The 24,246-nt window shown below is 53.5% G+C and carries 20 protein-coding genes; 12 read left to right on the plus strand and 8 right to left on the minus strand.

Annotation, left to right across the window (positions count from 1 at the left end):
• Nucleotides 1-78: 78 nt before the first annotated feature.
• The 3 genes from LOS79_RS31055 to LOS79_RS31065 are packed head-to-tail and all read right to left on the minus strand — an operon-like array spanning nucleotide 79 to nucleotide 2,769.
• A complete protein-coding gene (locus LOS79_RS31055; RefSeq protein ID WP_315414816.1) occupies nucleotides 79-1,647 on the minus strand; it encodes a hypothetical protein in 1,569 nt (522 codons plus the stop codon).
• Nucleotides 1,644-2,387, minus strand: a complete 744-nt coding sequence (locus tag LOS79_RS31060) for an ABC transporter ATP-binding protein (protein WP_315414817.1) — start codon at nucleotides 2,385-2,387, stop codon at nucleotides 1,644-1,646. The genes LOS79_RS31055 and LOS79_RS31060 overlap by 4 nt, the downstream gene beginning before the upstream one ends.
• A 1-nt stretch (nucleotide 2,388) precedes the next feature.
• Nucleotides 2,389-2,769, minus strand: a complete 381-nt coding sequence (locus LOS79_RS31065; protein WP_315414818.1) for a GntR family transcriptional regulator — start codon at nucleotides 2,767-2,769, stop codon at nucleotides 2,389-2,391.
• Between the two features lie 213 nt (nucleotides 2,770-2,982).
• Here LOS79_RS31065 and LOS79_RS31070 point away from each other — a divergent pair, with 213 nt between their 5' ends.
• Both LOS79_RS31070 and LOS79_RS31075 read left to right on the plus strand, forming a co-directional pair.
• On the plus strand, nucleotides 2,983-4,344 hold the full coding sequence (locus LOS79_RS31070) for a TrkH family potassium uptake protein (RefSeq protein ID WP_315414819.1): 1,362 nt from the start codon (nucleotides 2,983-2,985) through the stop codon (nucleotides 4,342-4,344).
• A gap of 14 nt (nucleotides 4,345-4,358) precedes the next feature.
• Nucleotides 4,359-5,027 carry a potassium channel family protein gene (locus LOS79_RS31075; protein ID WP_315414821.1) on the plus strand — a complete coding sequence of 223 codons (669 nt, stop codon included), beginning with the start codon at nucleotides 4,359-4,361 and terminating at the stop codon, nucleotides 5,025-5,027.
• A gap of 126 nt (nucleotides 5,028-5,153) precedes the next feature.
• Here the strand turns inward: LOS79_RS31075 and LOS79_RS31080 are convergent, their stop codons facing one another.
• From LOS79_RS31080 to LOS79_RS31090, 3 genes are read right to left on the minus strand one after another with little or no spacing between them, the layout of a single operon-like run.
• Nucleotides 5,154-5,843 (minus strand): hypothetical protein, encoded by a 690-nt coding sequence (locus LOS79_RS31080; RefSeq protein ID WP_315414822.1) that lies wholly within the window; start codon nucleotides 5,841-5,843, stop codon nucleotides 5,154-5,156.
• Complete coding sequence (locus LOS79_RS31085) at nucleotides 5,840-6,781, minus strand: ATP-binding cassette domain-containing protein (protein WP_315414824.1); 942 nt, start codon at nucleotides 6,779-6,781, stop codon at nucleotides 5,840-5,842. Before LOS79_RS31085 ends, LOS79_RS31080 begins: the two co-directional genes overlap by 4 nt.
• Complete coding sequence (locus LOS79_RS31090; RefSeq protein WP_315414826.1) at nucleotides 6,778-7,137, minus strand: GntR family transcriptional regulator; 360 nt, start codon at nucleotides 7,135-7,137, stop codon at nucleotides 6,778-6,780. The genes LOS79_RS31085 and LOS79_RS31090 overlap by 4 nt, the downstream gene beginning before the upstream one ends.
• A 337-nt stretch (nucleotides 7,138-7,474) precedes the next feature.
• On the opposite strand from LOS79_RS31090, the gene LOS79_RS31095 reads away from it, so the two are divergent.
• From LOS79_RS31095 to LOS79_RS31110, 4 genes are all read left to right on the plus strand, one after another.
• A complete protein-coding gene (locus tag LOS79_RS31095; RefSeq protein ID WP_315414827.1) occupies nucleotides 7,475-9,742 on the plus strand; it encodes a helix-turn-helix domain-containing protein in 2,268 nt (755 codons plus the stop codon).
• A 351-nt stretch (nucleotides 9,743-10,093) separates the two neighbouring features.
• Nucleotides 10,094-11,050, plus strand: a complete 957-nt coding sequence (locus tag LOS79_RS31100; protein ID WP_315414828.1) for an ABC transporter permease — start codon at nucleotides 10,094-10,096, stop codon at nucleotides 11,048-11,050.
• A 14-nt stretch (nucleotides 11,051-11,064) separates the two neighbouring features.
• Nucleotides 11,065-11,964 (plus strand): carbohydrate ABC transporter permease, encoded by a 900-nt coding sequence (locus LOS79_RS31105; RefSeq protein ID WP_315414830.1) that lies wholly within the window; start codon nucleotides 11,065-11,067, stop codon nucleotides 11,962-11,964.
• Between the two features lie 61 nt (nucleotides 11,965-12,025).
• Nucleotides 12,026-13,684: a type 2 periplasmic-binding domain-containing protein gene (locus LOS79_RS31110; protein ID WP_315414831.1), complete on the plus strand. Its 1,659-nt coding sequence runs from the start codon at nucleotides 12,026-12,028 to the stop codon at nucleotides 13,682-13,684.
• A 166-nt stretch (nucleotides 13,685-13,850) separates the two neighbouring features.
• Here LOS79_RS31110 and LOS79_RS31115 read toward each other — a convergent pair whose 3' ends face one another.
• Nucleotides 13,851-14,750, minus strand: coding sequence for a LysR family transcriptional regulator (locus LOS79_RS31115; RefSeq protein WP_315414832.1), 900 nt, complete (start codon nucleotides 14,748-14,750; stop codon nucleotides 13,851-13,853).
• Nucleotides 14,751-15,299: 549 nt separating this feature from the next.
• Between LOS79_RS31115 and LOS79_RS31120 the strand changes: the two genes are divergently transcribed.
• The 6 genes from LOS79_RS31120 to LOS79_RS31145 all read left to right on the plus strand — a co-directional run bounded on the left by LOS79_RS31120 (nucleotide 15,300) and on the right by LOS79_RS31145 (nucleotide 23,386).
• Nucleotides 15,300-15,965, plus strand: coding sequence for a succinate dehydrogenase cytochrome b558 subunit (locus LOS79_RS31120; protein WP_315414833.1), 666 nt, complete (start codon nucleotides 15,300-15,302; stop codon nucleotides 15,963-15,965).
• Nucleotides 15,966-16,182: 217 nt separating this feature from the next.
• On the plus strand, nucleotides 16,183-17,925 hold the full coding sequence (gene sdhA, locus LOS79_RS31125) for a succinate dehydrogenase flavoprotein subunit (RefSeq protein ID WP_315414835.1): 1,743 nt from the start codon (nucleotides 16,183-16,185) through the stop codon (nucleotides 17,923-17,925).
• A gap of 436 nt (nucleotides 17,926-18,361) precedes the next feature.
• The gene (gene sdhB / locus LOS79_RS31130; protein ID WP_315414837.1) at nucleotides 18,362-19,126 is read left to right on the plus strand and encodes a succinate dehydrogenase iron-sulfur subunit; all 765 of its coding nucleotides are present in this window, start codon (nucleotides 18,362-18,364) and stop codon (nucleotides 19,124-19,126) included.
• Between the two features lie 348 nt (nucleotides 19,127-19,474).
• Entirely contained in the window at nucleotides 19,475-21,160 is a 1,686-nt protein-coding gene (locus tag LOS79_RS31135) for a carbohydrate-binding protein (RefSeq protein WP_315414838.1), read from the plus strand.
• 105 nt (nucleotides 21,161-21,265) lie between these two features.
• Entirely contained in the window at nucleotides 21,266-22,558 is a 1,293-nt protein-coding gene (locus LOS79_RS31140) for a family 43 glycosylhydrolase (protein WP_315414839.1), read from the plus strand.
• Nucleotides 22,559-23,197: 639 nt separating this feature from the next.
• Nucleotides 23,198-23,386, plus strand: coding sequence for a hypothetical protein (locus tag LOS79_RS31145; protein ID WP_315414840.1), 189 nt, complete (start codon nucleotides 23,198-23,200; stop codon nucleotides 23,384-23,386).
• Here LOS79_RS31145 and LOS79_RS31150 read toward each other — a convergent pair.
• Nucleotides 23,377-24,228, minus strand: a complete 852-nt coding sequence (locus tag LOS79_RS31150) for an NAD-dependent epimerase/dehydratase family protein (protein WP_315414841.1) — start codon at nucleotides 24,226-24,228, stop codon at nucleotides 23,377-23,379. The genes LOS79_RS31145 and LOS79_RS31150 overlap by 10 nt on opposite strands.
• Nucleotides 24,229-24,246: the final 18 nt, after the last annotated feature.

Below are 24,246 nucleotides of genomic sequence, written 5' to 3' on the forward strand. Positions count from 1 at the left end.
ACAGCATTTATTATAGTATGAGTTGCCGGGCAGTTACAAAAAAAGCCGTATTATCCTTTTACGTGAAAGTGTCCGGGCTTATGCCTGATTTGTTGCGGACTGCGCTTTATTTGTTGCCAGTGACAGATGAAAATATTTGGCCCCGAGAGCAGTACAGCCGGCGGCCAGCGGCAGACCGAGCAAAGCAATCCAGCCCAGCAGCGGCCATGACGGCTGTAGTGTACTGCTGAAGTGTGCGGGAAACAGGAACTTATTAACCAGCATACTCTGGAATCCCATGGCCATTGCCAGCGGAACAATGAGCGGTGTCAGTATCTTGGATTTCATCAGGAAATAGATACTCGGCAGCAGTCCCAGTACAAGTGTCAATACCAGTGTGTACACAACAAAGGAGTAGAACAACCAGGACAAATAAACGGCAATATCTTGTGTTCCGTTATTGCCTGCGGTGAGCCCGGCCAAAGTTCCGATCATTGCGGAGCAGGCCAGCACAGTATTAATCCGCATTACGAATACCCATACTGCTGAACTTCCGGAGAATATAAGACTCAGCCGGCTTTGCGGGAACAAGAGCCACCAAGGCAGCTGCTTCTGTTCGATGCCGCTCCTGCTCATCATCCACAAGGAACCGAATATGACCGGCAGCGTAAAGGGGATGCGGACAGTAGACTGGTATGCTTCCAGATCTCCGGTTAAGAAGTAGGCAGCTACAATCATAAGAACAGGTAAGGCAAGCTTCAGCACGGTTACGACCCGCAGCCGTTCGAACTGGCGCAGCCGGCTTGCATCCAGCCGGTACAGGGTGAGCAAAGGCGACCGGCTGCCGGCAGTACGGGGTAAAGAACGGGGCTTTGCATTCCTGGACGAGCTCTGCGGGAAGGCGAATACCTTGTTCTCCGGCTGGGCGGGTATGCTGAATCCCCTCTTTGCAATCAGGGGCAGCAGGAAATAGCAGGCGGCCAGATCCAGTATAAGCAATACGGCGCTGTACAGCATTACAAAGGGCGGCGATATGTATTTAAGCTCATAAATAGAGGATGCAGCCTTGGCATTATTCAACAGAACCCCGGCAAATATCGGTGCCAGTGAGAGCAGTGTGTAAGGAACCGTCAGCAGCAGAAGCAAGGAAAGGCTGCGGATAGACATCAGCACGCTGACCAGCAGGCCGGTTGTGATAACCAGCGGAAGCATGGCCAGAATGAATAAGGCGTAAGCGGCAATCATGAAGGCCAGCTCTCCTGCAGGAAGCGGCTCATAGCGGCCGGATAAGACAGATAGGCCATATAACATAACGGCTGCGGCAGTGAGCAGCCCGGCAATCTTCAGACTCTGCTGCAGTAGGCTGATGAATTTGGCCTGGAGCAGTGTAAGCCGGGAATACGGGAAGGTGAGGAACCAGTCCTTATGCCGCTGACCATGAAAGCTAATCATATGTACAGCAGAAAAGATCATCACTATAATCCACAGCAGCAGTGCGGCTGAAAGAAATGGAGCCTCCGGGGAGGCAGAGGCCAGCGGAAGCGCCAGGCCGGCGATCATCAGGACGGCTAATGCAGCCAGCAGCAGGCCGATTCTCGGCAGTATACCCTGCGGCTTCAGGCGGTAACGGCTGCATTCCAGCTTGACCAGAACACTGAGCGCCGTCATGCGAACACTTCCCGGTAACGTGATTCCACGGATTGGCCGGAGCGCCGCAGTTGCTCTACATCTTCAATGCCCTGAATCGCTCCGCCGCCGATCAGAATCAGCCGGTCGAATAGCAGCTCCATCTCCCGGATATCATGTGTAGCAATCAGGAAGGTCCGGGTACCGTCTGCCATTTCACCTACAACGGTTGCAGCAATAACCTCCCTGGAGATCATATCCACACCGGTGAACGGTTCATCGAGGATGATCAGCGGCGCGCGGCGCGACAGGCACGTTAAGAGCTGCAGCCGGGCTTCCTCGCCGCGGGACAGGGTAGAGATCAGCGCATCCGCTGAGACGGACAAGCTGGCGAGCAGCTCTTGTGCTCTGGCCTCTTCCCAGTCCGGGTAGATACCTGCAGCGAAGCCCAGCCATTCCCGGACAGTCAGCCATCCGGGCAGGCTGCTGCGGTCCGGAAGCATCGACAGCTCTCCCAGCCGGGCTATGCCTGCGGGCTGGCCGTTTATAGATACAGATCCGGCTTCTGCTGGAGTCAGGCCGGTAATAATCCGCAGCAGAGAGGACTTACCTGCACCGTTGGGCCCAAGCAGCCCGGTGATGCTCCCCTGCGGAATAATGAAGCTGATATCATTCAGGATAACCTTGTGCTTGACCTTGAAGCTTAGGCTGCGGCATTCCACGGCTGCAGGGGCATCGGGTACCTTAAGGGCCTGGCCCTCAACGTTATTTATCGTCATCATTTCATTCCTCCTTATCGAATTGCAGCATTTGCTCTGCAGTAAGCCCCAGTGAGCGGGCGGTGTCTTTGAACTGCCGGACGGCCTGGCGGATAATGGCTCTGCGGGCCTCGGCGATGATGCTTTCCTCCCGGGTTACAAAGGTGCCCTGGCCGCGGTAGGTAACGATCAGCCCCATCCGCTCCAGCTCCTGATATGTGCGTGCTGCCGTGGTCGGGTTAACCCCCCTGCCTGCGGCAAGATCCCTTACGGAGGGCAGGCGTGCGCCAGGCGGGATGATTCCGCTGACGATCCGCTCCCGGATTGCTCCGACAAACTGCTCATAGATCGGAAGGGACGGATTGATCAGAAACGGCTCCGGTAATAGCTCGAAGGATGATTCCACCGGCGGTCTCCTTTCGCGAATATTCATTATGGCGTGTATGGATACTGACCATACACTTTTATGACCATAGTGTACCACCTGACACCACACAATTTCAAGCGGGATTTTTGCAGAAAAATGAGTCTTTGTGAAGTTGGGCAATTCCGTATATAATTTTGTATGTTTGTTCAGATAGGTTACTTACAATTATGGATACCTGAAAGGGTGAGGAGTTTGGCTTCAACGTTTCCCAAAATTACGAATTTCAGATTCCTCAAGCTTGCTCCGCCGCAGATTCTGGTGTTAAGCTTCGCTGCTGTCATTATCATCGGGACTCTGCTGCTCATGCTTCCTGTAGCGAGCGTATCCGGACTGCCGCTTAATTTCATGGATGCCCTCTTTACCGCAACCTCTGCGGCATGTGTTACCGGACTTGCTGTTGTGGACACCGGGACTTATTTCACCGGATTCGGACAGGCGGTCATTCTGGTGCTGATTCAGATCGGCGGGCTCGGCTTCATGACCATGGCCACGCTGTTCGCCCTGGTGTTCAAACGCAGAATCTCGCTCAGGGACCGGCTCATTCTCCAGGAAGCGATGAACCAGAGCTCCATGGAAGGGATCGTCCGGCTGATCCGTAAAGTGCTGATCTATTCCCTGATTATTGAGGCTGCCGGGTCGCTCCTGCTGTCCATCCGCTTTGCTGTGGACATGCCGCCGGTGCGTGCACTCTATTACGGCTTGTTCCATGCGGTATCAATGTTTAATAACGCCGGATTCGATCTGTTCGGCGGCTACTATAACAGCTTGACGGATTATGTTGGTGATCCGGGAATTAACCTGGTTGTGATGTTCCTGATTGTATCCGGGGGCATCGGCTTCATCGTCATGTCTGACCTGGTGGAATTCCGCCGCAAACGCCGGCTGTCGCTGCACAGCAAGGTTGTGCTGTCGATGACCGCAGGACTGGTTCTGACAGGAGCACTTGTCATATTCATCTTCGAATTCACCAATGCGCGGACGCTGGGGCCGCTGAACCTCGGGAGCAAAATATGGGCCTCTCTCTTCCAGTCCGTAGCACCGCGTACGGCCGGAGCCAACACGCTGGAGCTGCCGGGCATGCGTCAGGCTACACAGTTCTTCATTGTCATTCTGATGTTTATCGGTGCCTCTCCCGGTTCAACCGGCGGGGGAATCAAGACAACGACCTTCACGCTGATGATCGGGGCGGTGATCTCGATGCTGCGCGGCCGGGAGGACATTGTGCTCTTCCGTTACCGGCTGGCCCAGGAGCGTGTTTTCAAGGCGCTGACCATTACCCTGCTGGCGCTGCTGCTGATTGTATCCGTCTCAATGATGCTCTCGACAACAGAGGAGCTGCCGTTTCTGATTCTTCTGTTTGAGACGACCTCCGCTTTCGCCAATGTAGGGTTAAGCCTGGAAATGACGCCGGAGCTGACCGGAGCCGGCAAAATTCTGATCTGCCTGACCATGTTCGCCGGGCGGCTTGGACTGCTGACGCTGGCCTATGCACTCGGTCCGAAACAGGGTAAACCATTGTATAAGTATCCGGAAGGCAAAATGATAATTGGATAAGGGGAAATCAAGTGATGAAGGCACAGCAATTTGTAGTAATCGGCCTGGGCCGCTTCGGTTCAAGCCTGGCGCTTGAGCTGATGTCCATGGGCTATGAGGTGCTTGGAATTGACCATCAGGAGGAACGGGTGGAGGAAATGACCGGCAAGCTCACTCATGCGGTAATGGCGGATGCTACGGATGAAGGGATTATGCGCTCGCTTGGCGTGCGTAATTTCGACTGCGGGATTGTGGCGATCGGCGACAATATGGAGCGGAGTATTCTGGCGGCCATCCTGCTCAAGGAGCTGGGGGTCAAGCAGGTGGTCGGCAAGGCGATCTCTATTCTGCACGGGCGTGCGCTGTCGAAGCTTGGGGTGGACCGGGTGATTTTTCCGGAGCGTGATATGGGAATCCGCGTGGCGCATCAGCTGGTGACACCGAACCTGCTGGACTATATTGAGATCTCCAAGGATTATAAGATCGTAGAGCTGACGGTGCCTGCCTGCATGGACGGCAAAAGCCTCTCAGAGCTGAATACACGCGCCAAATACGGCTGCAGTATTATCGCACTCAACCGCGAGGACGGCATTATCGTTGCCCCGACGGCTCATGACTATGTGCATAAGGGAGATATTATGGTGGTGATCGGCTCGAATGACAGCATCGGGGAGTTTGAAGATGAAGCGGTGAATGCGGAGTAAGCTAATTCCTGCTTAGACAGCGGAGCCTCCCGAAGCGGAAAAATAGGGGCACAAATGCCCCTGATTTTCCCGGAAGCGTCCCGGAAGTTACTCCGAGCTGGAATCGGTTGGTCTGCTATTGGTCTCCTACATCCGCACGTCTGTGCGCCGGTACACAAACCAGCCTGCTGTTACGCACAGGGCAATGATTGCCCACATGAGCAGCGTGGTTCCGGGCCGGGTGAATTCAGACGGGGAGAAGATTACGGAATCCTGCATATATTCCAGTGAAGGGAACAGCCGCGCAATCAAAGCGATACTAAAGAAATACAGATTGGCGGAAATGATGCCAATGATGATTTTGAATCTGTAAAAGCAGCCGCCGATCAGGAAGGTCACCACAGAGATATCGAGCAGCGTCATTCCGAACTCATACGCGGAAGAGGCTAGCGGCCTGCCAACATCAACCGGAAGCCCGATTGCAGGCAGTACGGCCCGGCCAATCAGATAAATGGCGCTTTCTGCGAGTGCGGCCGTTATGCAGAAGGCCAGTACGGCCAGCAGCGAGCTGAAATAGAAATCACGGCGGGTTACACTGAAGCTGCTCATCAGCGGGAAGGTAATTGCAACCGTAACAATCATGCTGACAAGCATGAAGATAGACATAATATTCCGGTTGACGCTGAAGATGCTGTCCGCTGAGCCCATATCCAGGGCCGGAAAAAGCTTCATCAGCAGTACGAAAGCGATATCGACGCATACCAGGATGCTCAGCAAAATCAGCGCTCCCCTGCGGTAATCCTTCAAGTGGAATTTCATCAGACTCCGGTAACTCATCGTTTTCCGCCTCCTTGCGTGTTCGCTGCATCGCGCAGCGTCAAATAGACGAACAGCTTTTGCAGGGGAACTGGGGACAGCTCTACACCCTGATCCTGCAGCATCCGGCGCTCAGCCGGGTCGGACAGCTGCTCCAGCGCGAGCAGGAGCTTGCCGCCCAGCCGTTCACTGTGCAGCAGCCGGGCATCAGTAAGCAGCTTCTCCAGCACTGTGGCTGGTCCGGAAGCATAGGAGGCACCCGGCGCAAACTCCTCTACCGGGCCTTGGAAATCAACCCGGCCCCGGCGGAGGTAAATCATCTGTTCGAACAGATTCTCTGCCTCCTCGATTAGATGGGTAGTCACCACGAAGGTACGGGGAGCACTGCTGTAATCCTCAAGCAGTGTCCGGTAAAAAATTTCGCGCATCGAGGCATCAAGGCCGGTCACCGGCTCATCCAGCAGTGTGAGCGGAGCACGGCTTGCCAGTCCTACGATGATTCCCGCCATCGACTGACCGCCGCGTGACAGCTGCTGGTAATTCTTCCGGCTGTTCAGCTGGAATCTGTCCAGCAGCTCGCGGGCCAGCTGCCCATCCCAACGGGGAAAGAGAATGGAGGCGAAGCTGAAAATTTCCTTCAGTGAATAATTGCTCCAGGAGCGCTCAGAGGTTTTGATCAGGCAGATTTGCTGCAAAGCAGCTGCCTGGTGCTGTATCTGCCCGCCGCCGTAGGTGATCAACCCTTTGTCCGGCAGCCGCTGTCCGGCGATGAGGGAGAGCAGGGTGCTTTTGCCGCTGCCGTTAGCTCCGATCAGTCCGTGAATGACCTGGGGCTCAAGGGTGAAAGACACATCATGCACGCCCTGGCCGCCGCGGAATACCTTGCTGACATGGCTTAATTCGAGCGTTGCCTCCGGCTGGACTGCCGCCGCTTCAAGTTGATTCCCCGTACTCATCATCGTTTCTCATCCCCCTTGGTAATCATTTCGGACAACTGCTCCGTAGTGATACCGAGCTTCGCAGCCTCCCGGATCATTGCCACTACATACTGCTCATAGAACTGCTGTCTGCGCTTATTGGTTAATTCCGAGCGTGCACCTGTTGCCACAAACATTCCAATCCCCCGTTTCTTATACAAGATTCCCTGCTCTACGAGCAGATTCACACCTTTCGCTGCCGTTGCCGGATTGATGCTGTAAAAGGCTGCGAACTGGTTCGTGGAAGGTACTTGTGATTCCTCAGGTACGGTTCCATCGATAATGTCATTCTCAATCTGCTCGGCAATCTGCATGAAGATCGGCCGGCTTTCATCCATTTGGAATCCCACTACTTCACCACCTAACTGGTTGATTACTTATGTAACTAACATTAGCGGATGAATCGCCGGCTGTCAAGGGACATGAGGGTATGAAATTAAATATTTTGATTTGTTTGCAAAAATTTCCTATGCACATATGTAAAATGTAATTTGTAATGTTAAAATAAAAATATTGAATTATCCGGACAGGCATGACGCTGCAAGATACTGAATATTTGTTCCAGGGGGTTGGAATATCGTTATGTAAGCGGTAACGTATTAGTGCATCCATTTTATGTGCGGAAGGAAGCCAATTTCCAGGCAGAGAGATATATAATCCTTAGGGGGATACCAAATGAAAAAAATACCGATGATCCTGCAGCTGGCATTGATTCTATTCTGCATCATGGCCATTCCCACAGCCATCCTGACCTGGTACAGCGGGTCACAGATCATTGAGAACTCAGAAGCGGCCATCGGGGAATCTACACTTGCCGGACTGAACGCCAACCGCAAGTTAAATGAGAATGCACTTGCGAATCTGGCCCAGGATACATCGCGCCTGGCGGCGACGAACATTTTTGACCGGATCCGCAGTTATGAGACCTATGACGAAATCAACTCCAACTATAACAGTGTGAGTCTGGCGCTTTCTGTTACGAAAGAGCTGCTGAATCTGAACCGCCGGGTAGACGGGGTCTACTCCTCTTTCTTTTATCTGAATGATTCAGATTATGTGTTCAGTACCGACAACAGCATCACAACGCTGGAACGTTATGAGTCGATCAGCTGGATTACGGCAGCGCTTGAGGGGCGCCGGGGAATCAGCGGGGTATGGGTCCCCCGTAAGCTGGAGTCAGGCATCAATGTAGTGTCCTATGTATACCCGCTCAACCGTCTTTCCTCTACGACCAGCGGAATTATCGTAGTGAATATGAAAGAGAGCCAGATCGGTAAATATTTGCATGAAACAGAGGTCGGCGACAGCAACTATCTGCTGCTGGACGGCAGCGGCAAAGTGATATCCTACAGCGATCAGTCCCTGCTGCTCACTGACGGCCGGCAGCTCCCCTACCTTCAGGAGATTCTGAACCAGGAAGCAAGTGAAGGGTATACGTTCCGCGAGCTGGACGGCAACCGGATGGTCTATGCCTGGAGCCGCTCGTCCATATCCGGGTGGTGGAATGTCAGCTGGAGCTCTATGGATAAGCTGATGATGAAATCGCGGGATATGCAGGGGAATATTGTCTTGCTGACCAGTGCGATTATTCTGCTCGGGACGGCTCTGGCGATCTTCCTGGCAACCTGGCTGTCCAGGCCGCTCAGACAGCTGGTGCGGACCATCCGCCTGAAGAGTGATCTGGGGGTGGTGAATAAGAATGAGCTGGCCTTTCTGGATTTGGCGTTCAAGCGGATGCAGGAGGAGGAGGAAAGCCTGTTCCGGCTGCTGCAGGAGCGTGAGCAGGATACCCGCAGCCTGGCGGCCCACCGGCTGCTGCGCGGCGAGATTCCGCCGCGGATTACGGAGGCTTTTCCTGAAGCGTGTTACAGGATTGTTATTGTGTCTATTGACCAGTACAGGCGGTATGTGGGCAATACCAATGTGGAGACGCGCAGCTATCACCGGTATCTGCTCAATGCGAAATACGAAAGCTTCTTCCCGGAGGGGATACTGGCCCGCAGTGTCTATCATAACGATGGCTGTATTGTCATTGTCCTGAACTTTGCGCCTGAGGAGGAAGGGCAGAACCTTCTGCTGATCCGGCAGGCGCTGGAGAAGATCCGTGATGAGTCGCTGGCCCTGCTGGAGCATTCGGTAACGATTGGGGTCAGTGATGCGGCGGATGCGCCTGAGCTGGTCACCCACCGGTTATTCGAAGCGATGGAGCTGATTAAGCAGCGGATGATCATCGGCGCCGGAAGTATTATGTACTGGGAGAAAGAGGCGGAGAATAACCGTAAATATATCGACCCGGAGAGCAGCGAACGGCGGATTCTGAATTATCTGGATGTCGGCAACCTGGACGGGATTTTCAAAGAGCTTCAGGGTATCCGTAATCTGATATCCTCCGAAGACAAGATATCCTACGATAACATCATGTTCATCTATAATCAGCTGATGGGGGCAACCATCAAACATCTGCGCGAGAATCATATTGCTACAGGACGGATGATTATGGGGAAGGGCAATGTATACTCGAATCTCGCTGCGATGGATACGCTGGATGAACTGGAAGAATATCTGCATGAGTTTTACTGTGAAATCGTGCAGAGCCTGGACCGCAGCACCCATGAGACGAACCACGGGGAGCGGATTATTCATTACTTGAAGGAACATTACCGCGAAGAGATTGTATTTGAGGATATGGCTAAGGAAATTGGCATCAGCTATTCTTATATGCGCAAAATTGTGTACGAGCAGACAGGTAAAAGCATGATCGATTTCGTGAATCAGCTGCGGATCGAGCAGGCTAAGGAGCTGCTGATGGATACCGAGCTGTCGATCAAGCAGATTGCCGCCGAGGTTGGCTATTATAATGTTCAGAGCTTTAACCGTTTTTTCCGCAAGTATGAGGGGATGCCGCCGAGCAGCTACAAATCAGCCAAGAGCAAGAGCTCCTGAGAGCTTGAGTATGTACAGTGTTACACTATCCGGTGTAGTCCGGGGAATTATCCTTCAGTATCACGGGGCTATCCCAAGAGCCATGCAACGGCTGCCTGGGGTAGCTCCTTATTGTTTATGAACACTGTCCGGAAAAAGATGCTCCCCAACAAATGAAAGCGTTTTATTTTTGGGAATGCCTATCAGTTTTGATCATAATGCTGCTGTAAAGCCCAATAAAACCGTGATTCAATCAATTTTGATATTGATCATCAATACTCATGATTTTCAAGACGTGGCAAAGGGGATAGCATAGGAATCGGGCCGGTGATCAAAATCGGCGACAGAACATCCGGGCTAGGAGGTGAAAATTTGAAAGTTGCAAGCGCTTCACAAACCAATCACAGTCCTCTATTAAGAAAGAAACAAGGGTTCACGCATTATTTGCAGCGGGACTGGCAGCTTTACCTGCTTGTTATGCTTCCGCTGGCTTTTGTAATCGTATTCAAATATTTGCCGATGACCGGGCTTGTAATCGCTTTTAAGGATTATAAGATTGCCAGAGGCTTCTGGGGCAGTGAATGGGCCGGGCTGGAGGTCTTCCAGGAGTTATTCGCCAAGGCTGACTTCATCAAAGCCGTCCGCAATACGCTGCTGCTCAACGTGCTTGACCTCTGCTTCAGCTTCACGATGCCGATTGTGCTGGCCCTGCTGCTGAATGAAATCAAGAGCATAGGCTTCAAACGTGTAAATCAGACGATTCTCTACCTGCCTCACTTCCTGTCGTGGGTTATTATCGGGGCAATTGCCTACCAGCTGCTCAGCGAGGGCGGCGGTGTGGTCAACAATCTGATAGAACTGATGGGCGGTACCCGCGTTCCCTTCCTGCAGGAGGATACCAACTGGCTGATCAGCTATCTGGTCATTGGTGTATGGCAGAGTATGGGCTGGGGCACAATCATCTACCTGGCGGCGATGAGCGGGATTAACCCGGAATTGTACGAAGCGGCAACCGTTGACGGAGCCGGACGCTGGAGAAAGGTGTGGAATATCACGCTTCCTTCCATCCGTGCGACCATTGTTACCTTGCTCATTATGGCTCTGGGTAAAGTAATGGACGGTTCCTTCGAGCGTATTTACTCCCTGCAAAATAAGGCGACCACTGAGTTCACAACCACGATTCCGGTGCTGGTATACCGCTGGGGGATTGAGAGCGGCAATTTCAGCCGGGCGACAGCCATCGGCCTGTTCCAATCCGTCATTGGCATCATTCTGGTCATCTCTGCTGACCGCATAGCCAAGAAGCTCGGTGAGGATGGAATTCTGTAGAAAGGAGAGGGACCATGAAAGCAACAACCGCGGGTCCTGCCGCACCACATAAAGCACGCATAGATATCTACGGCTTAATCATCGGCTTTGTCATTATCCTGGCTTCCCTGGTGTGTCTGCTGCCGTTCATTCATGTCGTAGCGAAATCCCTGAGCTCTGACTCCTTCGTCATTGCCAACAGAGTCTTTCTGTGGCCGCAGGGCTTCACTATCGAGGCGTACCGGAAAATCTTCGCTGATGCCAGTATCCTCCGGTCATTATACATCACGGTAATCGTAACCGTATTGTTCACCATCCTGGGGATGATTCTGACAATCTGTGCCGCATATCCGCTGTCAAGAACCCAGTTCAAGGGCCGCCGGGTCATCACCTTCATCTTCCTGTTTACGATGTATTTCAGCGGCGGGATCATCCCGGACTATATGAACATTAACAATCTGGGTCTGATGGATACGATCTGGTCACTGATTTTACCGCTCTCGTTCAGCGTCTTCAATCTCCTTATTATGAAGACCTCACTAACGAGCAGCATTCCTGTAAGTCTGGAAGAATCTGCACGGATCGACGGGGCCGGACATTTCCGGATCCTGTTCAGCATAGTGCTCCCGCTATCCAAGCCGATCATGGCGACACTTGCCCTGTTCTTCGCGGTTGGACGCTGGAATGCTTACCAGGATGCCTTATTCTATATTAAGCATGAGATTTCCCTGCGCCCGCTGCAGCTTAAGCTGTATTATCTCGTCATTCAGGCCAGTGAAAGCTTCCAGCTGGAAGCAACCCAGGTACAGCTCAGCAATCCGGAAGTTCTAAAAGCATCTGTTGTGGTATTTGCTACTTTACCTATTCTCTGCGTATATCCGTTCGTCCAGAAATACTTCGTTCAAGGTGTTATGCTCGGAGCGGTTAAGGAGTAGTCCTGCGCTCTAGTATATAGTAATACAATTGAATCCGAAAATTAAAAGTGGGGGAATTGCGATGAAGACAAGACAAGTGTATTCGCTAATGATGGCCTCAGTTATGGCAGCCGGCCTGCTGTCCGGATGCTCCGGGGGAAATAACAACGCTAAGAATGCGAACGCTGAGGCGACCAAGGCTCCGGCTGCGACAGAAGCAGCTGCTACCAATCAGGCGGAAGGGGCTTTCCCGGATTACTCCAAAGGCTTCGAGAAGAAGGTCTCGCTGGATATTCCGGTCTACGAACGGGCGTATGAGGGCTGGAATGTGTCCGACAACTACTATACCCGCTGGGTACAGGCAGAATTCGGTGACAAGTATAATATCGAAGTCAATTATGTGCCGATCACCCGTCAAAAGGAAGTAACGGATTACGAGCAGCTGCTGGCATCGCATAAGGCTCCTGATATCATCTTCCATTACGACATGCCGCAAGCGCTTACTTATTACGGTGAGGATGTCATGCAGCCGATCGACTATGCGGAACTTGAAAACTATGCGCCAACCTACTGGAAGAACATGGGCTCTACTATCGAGCAGTACGGTACCGTTAATAACGAGAAAATTTTCTTCTTTGCTGCACGTCCTGAAGCCGACAACTTTGTTAACATTATCCGCAAGGACTGGGTGGAGAAGGTCGGTATGAAGGTTGAAGATCTGACTTCGCTTGAGAAATACAATGAGATGCTGGCCAAATGGAAAGCGGCCGGAATCGGTGTAACCGGCGGCAACCTGCTGCAGAACTTCTACAACTTTAACTATGCCTTCCGTGACTGGCCGGTCGATGCGAAATACCGTGCGCTTTACTCTGACCTTAGCGTAGCTGATCTGACTACGAAGGATACAGAAGCTTACCTGCGTAATCTGAACTATCAGTATAACAACGGCCTGATTGATAAGGAATTCTATCTGCGCAACGATGAGCCTAAGGTTAAAGCTGAATTCGTTGCCGGCAAAACAGGGAACTTCGCCTTCTATCTGGCTAACAATACGGATGTCTTTGCAGCTACCCTGCAGAACAACCCGGATGCTGAATTTGCCGTAATTCCTCCTGGTGCCTTTGTTCCGGAAGGTAAGCAGCCTCAAGGACGCGCTTACTGGCCATTCGGCTTCATCATGGGCATTAACTATGAATCCACTCCTGAAGAACGGGCCGCGGTCTGGATGTATCTTGAATGGCTCAGCCAGCCGGAGAACCTGTTCAAATTCCAGAACGGGATTGAAGGCGAGAACTATACGCTTGATGCAGACGGCATCGCGCTGAAGAATCCGGACTATAAAGGCGAATCTGTCCTGGCACAGAATAATAACAAAGACTATTGGGGCCTTGTAACGGAAATCGCCCAATATCCGGATGCTGCAAAAACACGCACGGCTAACCTGCGCAACTGGGCACCTGCCGGTTATGAGACGCTCGCTGATGATCTGGTGAAGTACTATGACGAAGTAGCGGAATTCCGTACTCCGGATGCGCTGTTCAGCGTTGTACTTGAGAAGGTGAACGAATATAAAGCGGATCTGAACACATTGTTCCAGGAACTGTATGTGAAGGTTGTACTCGCTCCTGAAGCTGATTTCGATGCTACCTATGAAGCTGCCAAGAAAACTTATCTGGATGCCGGCTATCAGGAAATCCTTGATGAGAAGCAGGCTGCCATTGATGCAGGCAATTTCCGCTAATCTAATCGCTAGGGGAAATAAACTGAATAGCCAGGAGAGTTAAAGCAATCACCCGCCGGGTCCAGTGGACCGGCGGGTGTTCTGCATACACTGTAGCTGACCGTGTATGCAGAGCAGCAAGCAGCAGACGCTGCAGCGGCATAGAAGCCCGGTGGATGAATGCCCTTTATTCCTGTCCGGACAGGAATACTTCTTCCGTCACCTGGACGAGACAGCGCGCCGCTGTACTGAGCCCTCCGCTGCCCTGATAGATCAGGCAGGTTGTCCGCTGCGTCTGCTCCAGCTCCTTGATATGCAGGGAGACGAGTCCGCCGCCGTTCAGCAGCTCGGGGCGGAGGTAGGAGTTCGGCAGCAGGGCCGCAGCCTTGGTAGTCGGCAGCAGCCGGACAATGGCTTCGAAGGAGTCGATCTCCATCCGTACATCGGGATCTACCCCGCAGCGCTGAAAGAGATCATCGGTAGTCCGGCGGTACCAGGTGCCCTTGGAGAAAAGAATCATCGGCAGCCGGGAGAGATGCTCCATAGTAAGTCTTGGAGTAAGTGTCAGCGGGTGCTGCTCGGAGACAACCAGCCGCAGCTGATCCTCGAACAGCGGAATGCAGCGCAGGCCCGGCTCCTGAACCTGCGACGCAATAATGCCGACATCGCATTTGCCTTCGCTGACCGCGGTAACCATCTCATGCGTCTTCCCGGTGATCAGCTTCAGCTCGGCTGCCGGATATTTGTCCATATAAGCATTCACCAGCGGCGGCAGTGTGGTCTGCAGGGTAGTCAGACTGGCACCGAGCGTGACTACCTGCGGCTCGCCTTCCCTGAACTTGGACAGCGCTTCCAGAAACTTGGTACGCTGCTGGCGCTGCTCCAGGGCGTAGGTATAAGTGAGGCGTCCCACCTCTGTAAGCTCGAGCCGCTTGCCGAACCGGTTGAACAGGGCAACGCCGAGCCGTTCCTCCAGCTTGGAGATTTTGCGGGACAGGGCAGGCTGGGACAGGTTGAGCTGGCGTGACGCCCGGTTCAGGCTGGAATGCTCCACAACCGCCGCAAAAGCATCTAAATCATCATACATACCTGGTGCTCCTTCACTCTAATATTCAAACAATTTCCAGTATCTATAGTGATAAAAGGCATAGCTGCTACATAAGCCAGACCTTGATTTATGCGGAAAAAAGCCCGGTATGATGACATTTCCTATTCTAAATGAGAATTATTATCATATTAAAAATATTCTTATGCGTTTATTGTATAACGATTAATAATTAGATTGCAATTCCCTTATAAGTGAAAAAAGAGTAACATGAAAAGTGACACAAGATATTCACATATTGTGAATAATAAAGCAAAGTCCGGGAAATCAATGGAAAGTGGTGCAAATAGACTATTTGCGGGTTTTGTACCCATGCCGCTGCCCTGTTTCAACTGTATTCCCGGCGGTGTATGCTCTTTAAAAAGATAAGTATTTATTGCTTCACGCAATTAATACTCCTTATCTTTCCCGCTGAAACGGATACTGAAAGCGATACGCAGTATCGTTGCTTCGGAAGCATTAGCCTTTAAAGGCACTGCAGCCGTTTCTACTTGTGAAAACGCTGTTATAATCGGAAAGGGGACACTTTGCATGAGAGGATTTTATTCCAGAAAGATTCATTCCTTGCTCGGCGTTATCCCGCTCGGGGCCTTCTTCCTTGAGCACATGCTGACGAACTTTGCAGCAGTTGAGGGGGGCGCTTCCGGTTTCACTGACAGTGTGCTGTGGCTGAACAGCCTGCCGCTCGTCTTCTTCCTGGAATTGTTCGGCATCTGGCTGCCGCTGCTGTACCACGGCGTATTCGGCCTGTACATCGCGTACCAGTCGAAGCCGAACCTGAACCGCTACAATCTGGAGCGCAACTGGCGTTATACCCTCCAGCGCATCAGCGGGGTGGTCACCTTCATCTTCATCGTATGGCATCTGTACGATACCCGGGTCCAGGTGGCACTCGGCAATGTAGAGCATGATGAGCTTGGCGGGGTCATGCACAACATTGTAACCCAGCCGCTGCTGATGGCCCTCTATATCGTCGGAATCATAGCCGCCTGCTTCCACTTCTCGAATGGCCTGTGGTCATTCCTGATCAGCTGGGGCATTACGGTCGGGCCGCGTTCCCAGCGGGTGTCCTCCATTCTGTGTCTCGGCTTGTTCGTAATTGTTACCTTCATGTTCGTGCTGTCACTGGTTACCTTCCGTGACGATGAATTTCAAACTGCGGCAGCAGCGGTCCAGTCGCTGCGCAGCTTTATCTAGAATATAGCGCATATGCTTCCGAAGCGAGTTTTGTACGATGAGAAATCAGGAAGCAGACGCTCACAAAACTTAAGTGTATGCTTCCGAAGCAAGTTTTGTACGATGAGAAATCAGGAAGCAGACGCTCACAAAACTTAAGTGTATGCTTCCGAAGCAAGTTTTGTACGATGAGAAATCAGGAAGCAAACGCTCACAAAACTTTTAGGAGGGAACAATCATGGCATCAGCCGATATCATCATCGTGGGCGGCGGTCTCGCCGGCCTGATGGCTACCATCAAGGCCGCCGAAGCCGGCGCGCATGTACATCTATTCTCACTGGTCCCTGTCAAAAGATCGCATTCGGTCTGTGCGCAAGGCGGCATTAACGGCGCTGTAAATACAAAGGGTGAAGGCGACTCGCCCTGGGAGCATTTCGATGATACCGTCTACGGCGGCGACTTCCTGGCGAACCAGCCCCCGGTCAAAGCGATGTGTGAGGCTGCTCCGGGCATCATTCACCTGATGGACCGGATGGGCGTCATGTTCAACCGTACGCCGGAGGGGCTGCTCGACTTCCGCCGGTTCGGCGGGACGAAGCGCCACCGGACAGCATTCGCCGGGGCAACTACCGGCCAGCAGCTGCTGTACGCACTGGATGAGCAGGTACGCCGCTGGGAAGCCGAAGGCCTCGTGACCAAAAGCGAGAACTGGGAGTTCCTCTCGGTCATTCTCGACGATGAGCGTGTCTGCCGCGGCATCAGCGCCCAGAATCTGAAGACGATGGAGATTCAGACCTTCCCGGCGGATGCGGTGATTCTGGCGAGCGGCGGGCCCGGGATTATTTTCGGCAAAACAACGAACTCGGTCATTAACACAGGTACCGCTGCAAGCGCAGTATATCAGCAGGGTGTACATTATGCGAACGGCGAATTCATCCAGATTCATCCGACGGCGATACCCGGCGATGACAAGCTGCGGCTGATGTCGGAATCTGCGCGCGGTGAGGGCGGACGCATCTGGACCTACAAGGACGGCAAGCCGTGGTATTTCCTCGAAGAGAAGTATCCGTCGTACGGCAATCTGGTTCCGCGTGATATTGCCACCCGCGAAATCTTCAATGTATGCGTGGATCAGGGACTGGGTATCAATGGTGAGAACATGGTCTATCTGGACCTGTCGCATAAGGATCCGAAGGAGCTTGACGTTAAGCTTGGCGGCATCATCGAGATCTACGAGAAATTCATGGGCGATGATCCGCGTAAAATCCCGATGAAAATCTTCCCGGCCGTGCATTATTCCATGGGCGGCATGTGGGTCGACTATAACCAGATGACCAATATCCCCGGCCTATTCGCCGCAGGGGAATGTGAATACCAGTACCACGGGGCGAACCGCCTTGGTGCGAATTCGCTGGTGTCGGCAATATATGGCGGCATGGTCTCCGGGCCGAAGGCCGTAGAATATATTAAAGGGCTGAAGAAATCGGTGCAGGATATCTCCTCCACAGTATTTGACAGCTTCCACAAGACACAGACGGATAAATATGAAGCTCTCCTCGGGATGACCGGTACGGAGAATGCTTACGTCATTCATAAGGAGCTTGGCGAATGGATGACGGCGAACATGACCGTGGTGCGTGAGAACAAGCGGCTTGAAGCGACCATCGGCAAAATTAAAGAGCTGAAGGAGCGCTACCGTAACATCAGCATGAGCGACACGTCGCGCTGGAGCAACCAGGGGGTGGCGTTCACCCGCCAGCTGTGGAACATGCTGGAGCTGTCGGAAGCAATGACCCTTGGAGCACTGCTGCGCAATGAGAGCCGGGGGGCGCATTACAAGCCGGAATTCCCGAACCGCAATGATGAGGAGTTCCTGAAGACAACCAAAGCCAGCTGGAGTGCCGACGGCCCGCAGATCTCTTACGAGGAAGTGGATGTATCGCTGATTCCTCCGCGGGTGCGGGATTACTCGAAGGACTAAGCGGGGTAGAATTCAAACTTCACTGGACTGGTCTTAACTTGACCTGACTTGAATTACACTAATTTCTCTTGCCGCTGGAATATGCCGGATGACTGGTTATGCTCTCTGGATGGAATTCGGTATAAGTGTATTTCGTGCAACTAATTTAGTCCTCTTTCGGTACAGGAGTTGTATAACTGTATTCTGTGCAGCTAAAGTCTCCCGAACAGGCGGGAATAAGCTTATTCCGGAAGTATAATTGTACAGAATGCAGTTAAATCGCAAATTTAACAGAATTCCCTGGTTTTAATTGTACAAAGTGCAGTTAACGCGGGAAGCTTAAGCGGAAATTCTTCATGAATGATACAACTTAAAGCGCGGGCTTCCGGGGCCGGTATGAATAAGCGGGTTCGGCGGAGGCTAGCAGTCCTATTCAAACTTTTAGGAGGTAACCGATATGGCGGAAACAGCAGCAGCTCCCAAAAACGTGAAATTTATCATTACCCGCCAGGATGAACCGGAAACGAGCCCATATACTGAAGAGTTCGAGCTTGCGTACCGTCCGGGCATGAATGTGATCAGTGCGCTGATGGAGATTCAGCGTAATCCGGTCAATGCGAAGGGTGACAGTACGGTCCCGGTCTGCTGGGAATCCAACTGTCTGGAGGAAGTATGCGGCGCCTGCTCCATGGTCATCAACGGCAAACCCCGCCAGGCCTGTGCGGCACTGATTGATAACCTGGAGCAGCCGGTGCGGATTGAGCCGATGAAGACCTTCCCGGTTGTCCGGGACCTCGTGATTGACCGCAGCCGGATGTTTAATGCCCTGAAGCGGGTCAAAGCCTGGATTCCGATCGACGGTACTTATGATCTTGGTCCGGGACCGCGGATGCCGGAGAAGAAACGCCAGTGGGCGTATGAATTGTCCAAGTGCATGACCTGCGGTGTCTGCCTGGAAGCCTGCCCGAATGTCAACGAGAAGACCAACTTCATTGGTCCCGCTGCTATTTCCCAGGTGCGCCTGTTCAACGCCCATCCTACGGGTGAGATGAACTCCGACGAGCGCCTGGAGGCGCTGATGGAGGACGGCGGCATCGACGGCTGCGGCAACTCGCAGAACTGCGTGCGCGCCTGCCCGAAGGGCATTCCGCTGACTACATCCATCGCCGAAATCAACAAGCAGACCACAAAGCATATGTTCAAGCGCTGGCTGGGTGTTTAACCCCGGCTGCAGTACTTGGTAATGCCTGGCAACAGTTAATAGAACCATCCCGCGGCTTAGGGTTTCCGCCCAGCCGGGGATGGTTTTTTTTGTATTTTCTGATCTTCGCCTGCAAATCCTGGTTTGCGGATTTACTTTTGCAATGCCCTGTTTTATTTAATATCGCCTTATGGTGGCTCCGTGTTGCCGGGAGGTATGCTAAAGGAAGTCAATCATCGCCAACGCGGCGGAAAGCGGGGTGAACAGGGGCTGCAAGCAGGCGGAGCACATCAGGAGCAGCACACTTCATCAGGTCTGCCTTCTTCCGGCCGGTCTGCAGCAGCGGCGAACTACGAATGGGAGGGTATCATGATCAGATCCGCAGGTAACATAAGACAGCGTTTTATGATGTGGCTTGGCATGGCTGTATTGATTCTGGCGGTCAGCCTGCCACTGGCTCCTGACGTTGTGTCGGCGGCTTCGGCCTTTACCCAGACAGCGGCTTCCGGCTACAGCAGCCAATCCGGGATCCAGCTGGAGGCATCCAGTGAAGGTGGGCAGAATGTCGCATTTATTGACAACGGTGATTATATTGCTTTTAACAATGTGGAATTTGGCAGTGGTGCAGCTTCTATCGACGTCAGGGTGGCAAGCAATAACAGCGGCGGGACGATTGAAGTACGACTGGACAGCTTGAATGGAACGCTTCTCGGCACGGTTGCCGTTCCGGGCACCGGAGGATGGCAGGCATGGCAGACCCAATCGGCCACGGTCAGTCCTGTAAGCGGAGTGCATACACTGTACCTCAAATTCACAGGCGGAGCAGGTAATTTATTCAATGTGCTCTGGTTCAAATTCAATGCCCCGTCCGCCGGCGGGGATGTGGTAGGCAAGCTGTTCGCGGGCTATCAGGGCTGGTTCAATGCAGCCGGAGACGGCTCGCCGAACGGGGGATGGGTACACTGGTCCAAGAACAGCAGCGCACCCGCGGCCGGCAGCACCGTGAATTTCGATCTGTATCCCGATCTCCGGGAATACTCGAAGCTGTATCAGACCAGTCTGGCTAATCTGGGGAACGGAGCCGCGGCGAAGCTCTTCTCCTCCTATGATCAGGAGACGGTGAATAAGCATTTTGAATGGATGCAGACCTACAATATTGACGGGGCCGCCCTGCAGCGCTTCGGTGCGGATGAGAGCGATGCGCCAAATGGCTGGAAGAGTAACCGCGACAGTGTGGCCGTCAAGGTGAAGAGCGCGGCAGAAGCCTACAACCGCAAATTCTATGTAATGTATGACATCACCGGCATGAATGCGGGCAACTGGGTGAACGCGGTTAAGCATGACTGGACGGTCAACGTCGTGAATGCCATGCACCTGCCATCCTCTTCAGCTTATGCGAAGCAGAACGGCAAGACGGTGGTCTGCCTGTGGGGCATCGGCTTTACCGACCGCCCGGGGACTGCAGCTGAATCGGCAGAACTGATTAGCTGGTTCAAGAATCAGGGGATTTACGTGATTGGCGGAGTGCCCACCTATTGGAGGGATGGCATTAATGACTCCAAAACCGGTTTCCTGAACGTCTACAAATCACTGGACATGATATCTCCCTGGTATGTGGGGCGCTTTGGAATGGCGGAGGCCGACAGCTTCAAGACCAATCTGCTGCAGCCGGATTATGCCTGGACCGGGCAGAATGGAATCGCCTATCAGCCGGTAATCTTCCCGGGATTCTCCTGGGCCAATATGACCGGCGGCCCGCAGAATCAGATTCCCCGCGCACACGGCGACTTCATGTGGAGGCAAGCCTACAACATTAAGAGCTCCGGCATCAGCACCGGTTATATTGCCATGTTCGACGAGTATGACGAGGGAACAGCTATCGCCAAAGCGGCAGAGAACAGCTCGATGATTCCGGCGAACCAGTATTTTCTGACCCTGAATGCGGATGGTGTAGCCGTATCCTCAGACTTTTATCTCCGGCTGGCGGGTGACATTAACCGGCTGTTCAAAGACCAGATTCCGCTGACGGTGAACCATCCCACGAGTCATCAGTAAGGCGGCTATGAACTTCAGAGCCTGCGGGAGGCACGGTTCCCCCGGGGGCTTTTGCCATGAAGCAGAACGTATCTTAAATGAATTCAAGGACTCCAGGAGGAACTTATGAGCATGAGAAATATGAACCCTGCAATTACAAGTATTTATACCGCTGATCCCTCGGCACATGTATGGGAGGACGGCAGAATGTACATTTATGCTTCCCATGACACCGATCCGGCGAGAGGCTGTGATCTGATGGACCGGTATCATGTATTCTCGTCCGGGGATATGGTGAGCTGGCGTGACGAAGGGGAGATTCTGGGTTCAGCGGATGTGAAATGGGGCAGACCGGAAGGCGGCTTTATGTGGGCGCCCGACTGCGCCTATAAGAACGGCACCTATTATTTCTATTATCCGCATCCCAGCGGTTCGGATTGGAACCATACCTGGAAGATAGGAGTGGCAACCAGCACGGAGCCGGCCCGCGGCTTCACCGATCAGGGTTACATTGAGGGGCTTGGCGGGTTCTCCATGATCGATCCGGCTGTATTCGTGGATGAGGACAACCGTGCCTATATGTATTACGGGGGCGGCGGGACATGTGAAGCCGGGGAAATGAACGGGGATATGATGTCCATCCGGGGCAGCATGCAGGAAATGGAAGGCCTGGAGGACTTTCATGAAGCAGCCTGGGTCTTCAAAAGAAACGGCGTGTACTATCTGACTTATGCGGACAACCTGGAGGGCAGCAACCGCATGCGTTACGCCACCAGTGATCAGCCGCTTGGTCCGTGGACATACCGGGGGATTTTTCTTGAGCCGACCGGCTGCCCGACAACCCACGGCTCTGTAGCAGAATTTAAGGGCCAGTGGTATTTGTTCTACCATAACCAGGAGCTGTCGGGAGAGGAGACGCTGCGGAGTATATGTATCGACGAGCTGCATTTCAATCCGGACGGATCGATCCGGACGGTGGTGCAGACCCGTGAAGGTGTGAAGCCGGCGGGAGAAGCTCCGCAGCCGCACCCGGAGATGAAGGTCTATGCAGCAGCGGACAGCGAGGCTAGCGGCGGTGCAGTTATTATAGCTGCGGAGGGCGTAAGTGCTGTCGCCGGTCTGGAGGCTGCAGATGCCTGCTGCCAGTTCCATGAGGTGGACGGCGGGGTACGGGGCGGCAGGGCCGAGATCCGGCTGCAGTATGCTGCGGCAGAGCCTCTTTCCAAGCTGCGGCTTACGGTGAACGGCAGGGACTACTCGCTGGTCAATGCGCCTTCCACTGGAGGAACCGCAGTCTTCACCGGCTGCACCGGACTTACCGTGAAGCTGGAGCCGGGCAGCGGCAACCTGATTACCTGGACAGCCGGCAGGGGGGATATCCGGATCTGCAGAATGACGGTCAGCCCGCTGGGGGATTAAGGCCTGCGGCAGAATAACAAAGACCCGTGAGGCGAGGCAGCCAGGCTGCGACGCTCTTCACGGGTTTTGTTGTGGTACCGGAAATTCTGCAACTTGAAAGTGACGGCTGAAGAAATTTGGAACGGCCGGAGCGCTAGCGAACAGGGGCCGGAGGTCCGATGTTCATCGTTGCGGGGGCTATGCTTAATGCTTAAAGCTTAGAGTTCGAGGCCGGAAGCCCGAAGCCGGAAGCCTGAAGCCCGAAGCCAAAAGCCAAAAGCCAAAAGCCAAAAGCCAAAAGCCAAAAGCTTAAAGCTTAAAGCTTCAAGCTTAGCTGCGCCTATCAGTGCCTGGATTGTCCGGTGCTCCTGAAATAAGTGGATTTTCTCCACTTGCTATGGAGCGGAGGGAGTGACTGCCGGATAACAGTTGGAAAAAGAGCACTTAATTTTCGGGAAATTCGTCCAAATAAGGCAAAGGTGATAAATTAAGTGACGTTTATCCAATTAAAATCCGAAATGGAGGAAAAATGATCAAATTAAGATGCATTTTTCCACTTAAAATCTTAGTGGGGAGCGGACCGGCGTCATCCAAAGTGATGAAGCGGCTACTCACAAGGAGAGCCATCGCTGGAACAGTGAGTAGCAGCCGAGCTGCCGCATGCCGGCCAGCCGAGCTGCCGCATGCCGACCAGGCCAGCTGCCGCATGCCGACCAGGCCAGCTGCCACATGCCGACCAGGCCAGCTGCCGCATGCCGACCAGCCGAGCTGTCGCATGCCGACCAGCCCAGCACGCCCGGAGGCGGATTTGCTCCGGCCGATTACAGCCTTATGCGGCGTCAGGTTTGAGATGCCTGACGTCCCTCCATCCAGGAGTAGCGCGGCTGCCAGTGCAAGGTCTCTTTAGCCAGCCGGTTGCTGACGACAGCTTCCCGGCCTTCGAACCGGCTGCGGCGGTCAAGCACCTCCGGATAGAACTCATTCAGCAGACGATCTGTGGGCCAGGCGCTCAGCGTATCATCCGCTGTAATATTGAGATTGCCTGGCGCAGCTTCCCCATGCTTCAGGGCTGCAAGGCAGGCAGCTGCGGCATCGCGGATGTCGATATAGCTCCATAGTGTTCTTACATATCTTTCCGGCTGGGCAGGCTGGATATGAGCGTATTCGGCTTCGGTCATCACGGTGGAGAAGCGCAGGGAGACCGTCTTCATTCCGCCCCTGCGGCTGAACATGGCGGCAGTCGCCTCATTGACCACCTTGGATAAGCCGTAGCATTCCCTGGGCTGCTGGGGATGCTGCTCATCCACCGGCACATATTCAGGGGAGAAGGGCTGCGGTGCCCAGGCGAAGCCGTAGGAGGATTCGCTGGAGCCCAGCACCACCCTGCGGATACCCAGCAGCCCGGCAGCTTCCAGGACGTTATAGCCGGAGAGTACATTATTGGTGAAAATATGGGCCGGCGGGTACAGCAGCGGCGCCGGAATCGCAGCCAGATGGATGACTGCGTCAGCGCCTTGCAGGGCGCTTGCCAGCTGGCCGAGATCGCTGAGATCTACGATCAGCTGGCGGCAGGACAGCTCCCCTGATGTGCGGCGGTCAATGGATACGGCCCCGTATCCGGCGTGCTGCAGCGCCCGGATCACGGCAGAGCCGAGCTTGCCGCTGCCGCCTGTTACGGCGATGGTTTCCATAAGCTAGAACCTCCTTAA

Source organism: Paenibacillus sp. MMS20-IR301, assembly GCF_032302195.1.
In the GTDB taxonomy this organism is placed as follows: Bacteria; Bacillota; Bacilli; order Paenibacillales; family Paenibacillaceae; genus Paenibacillus_AQ.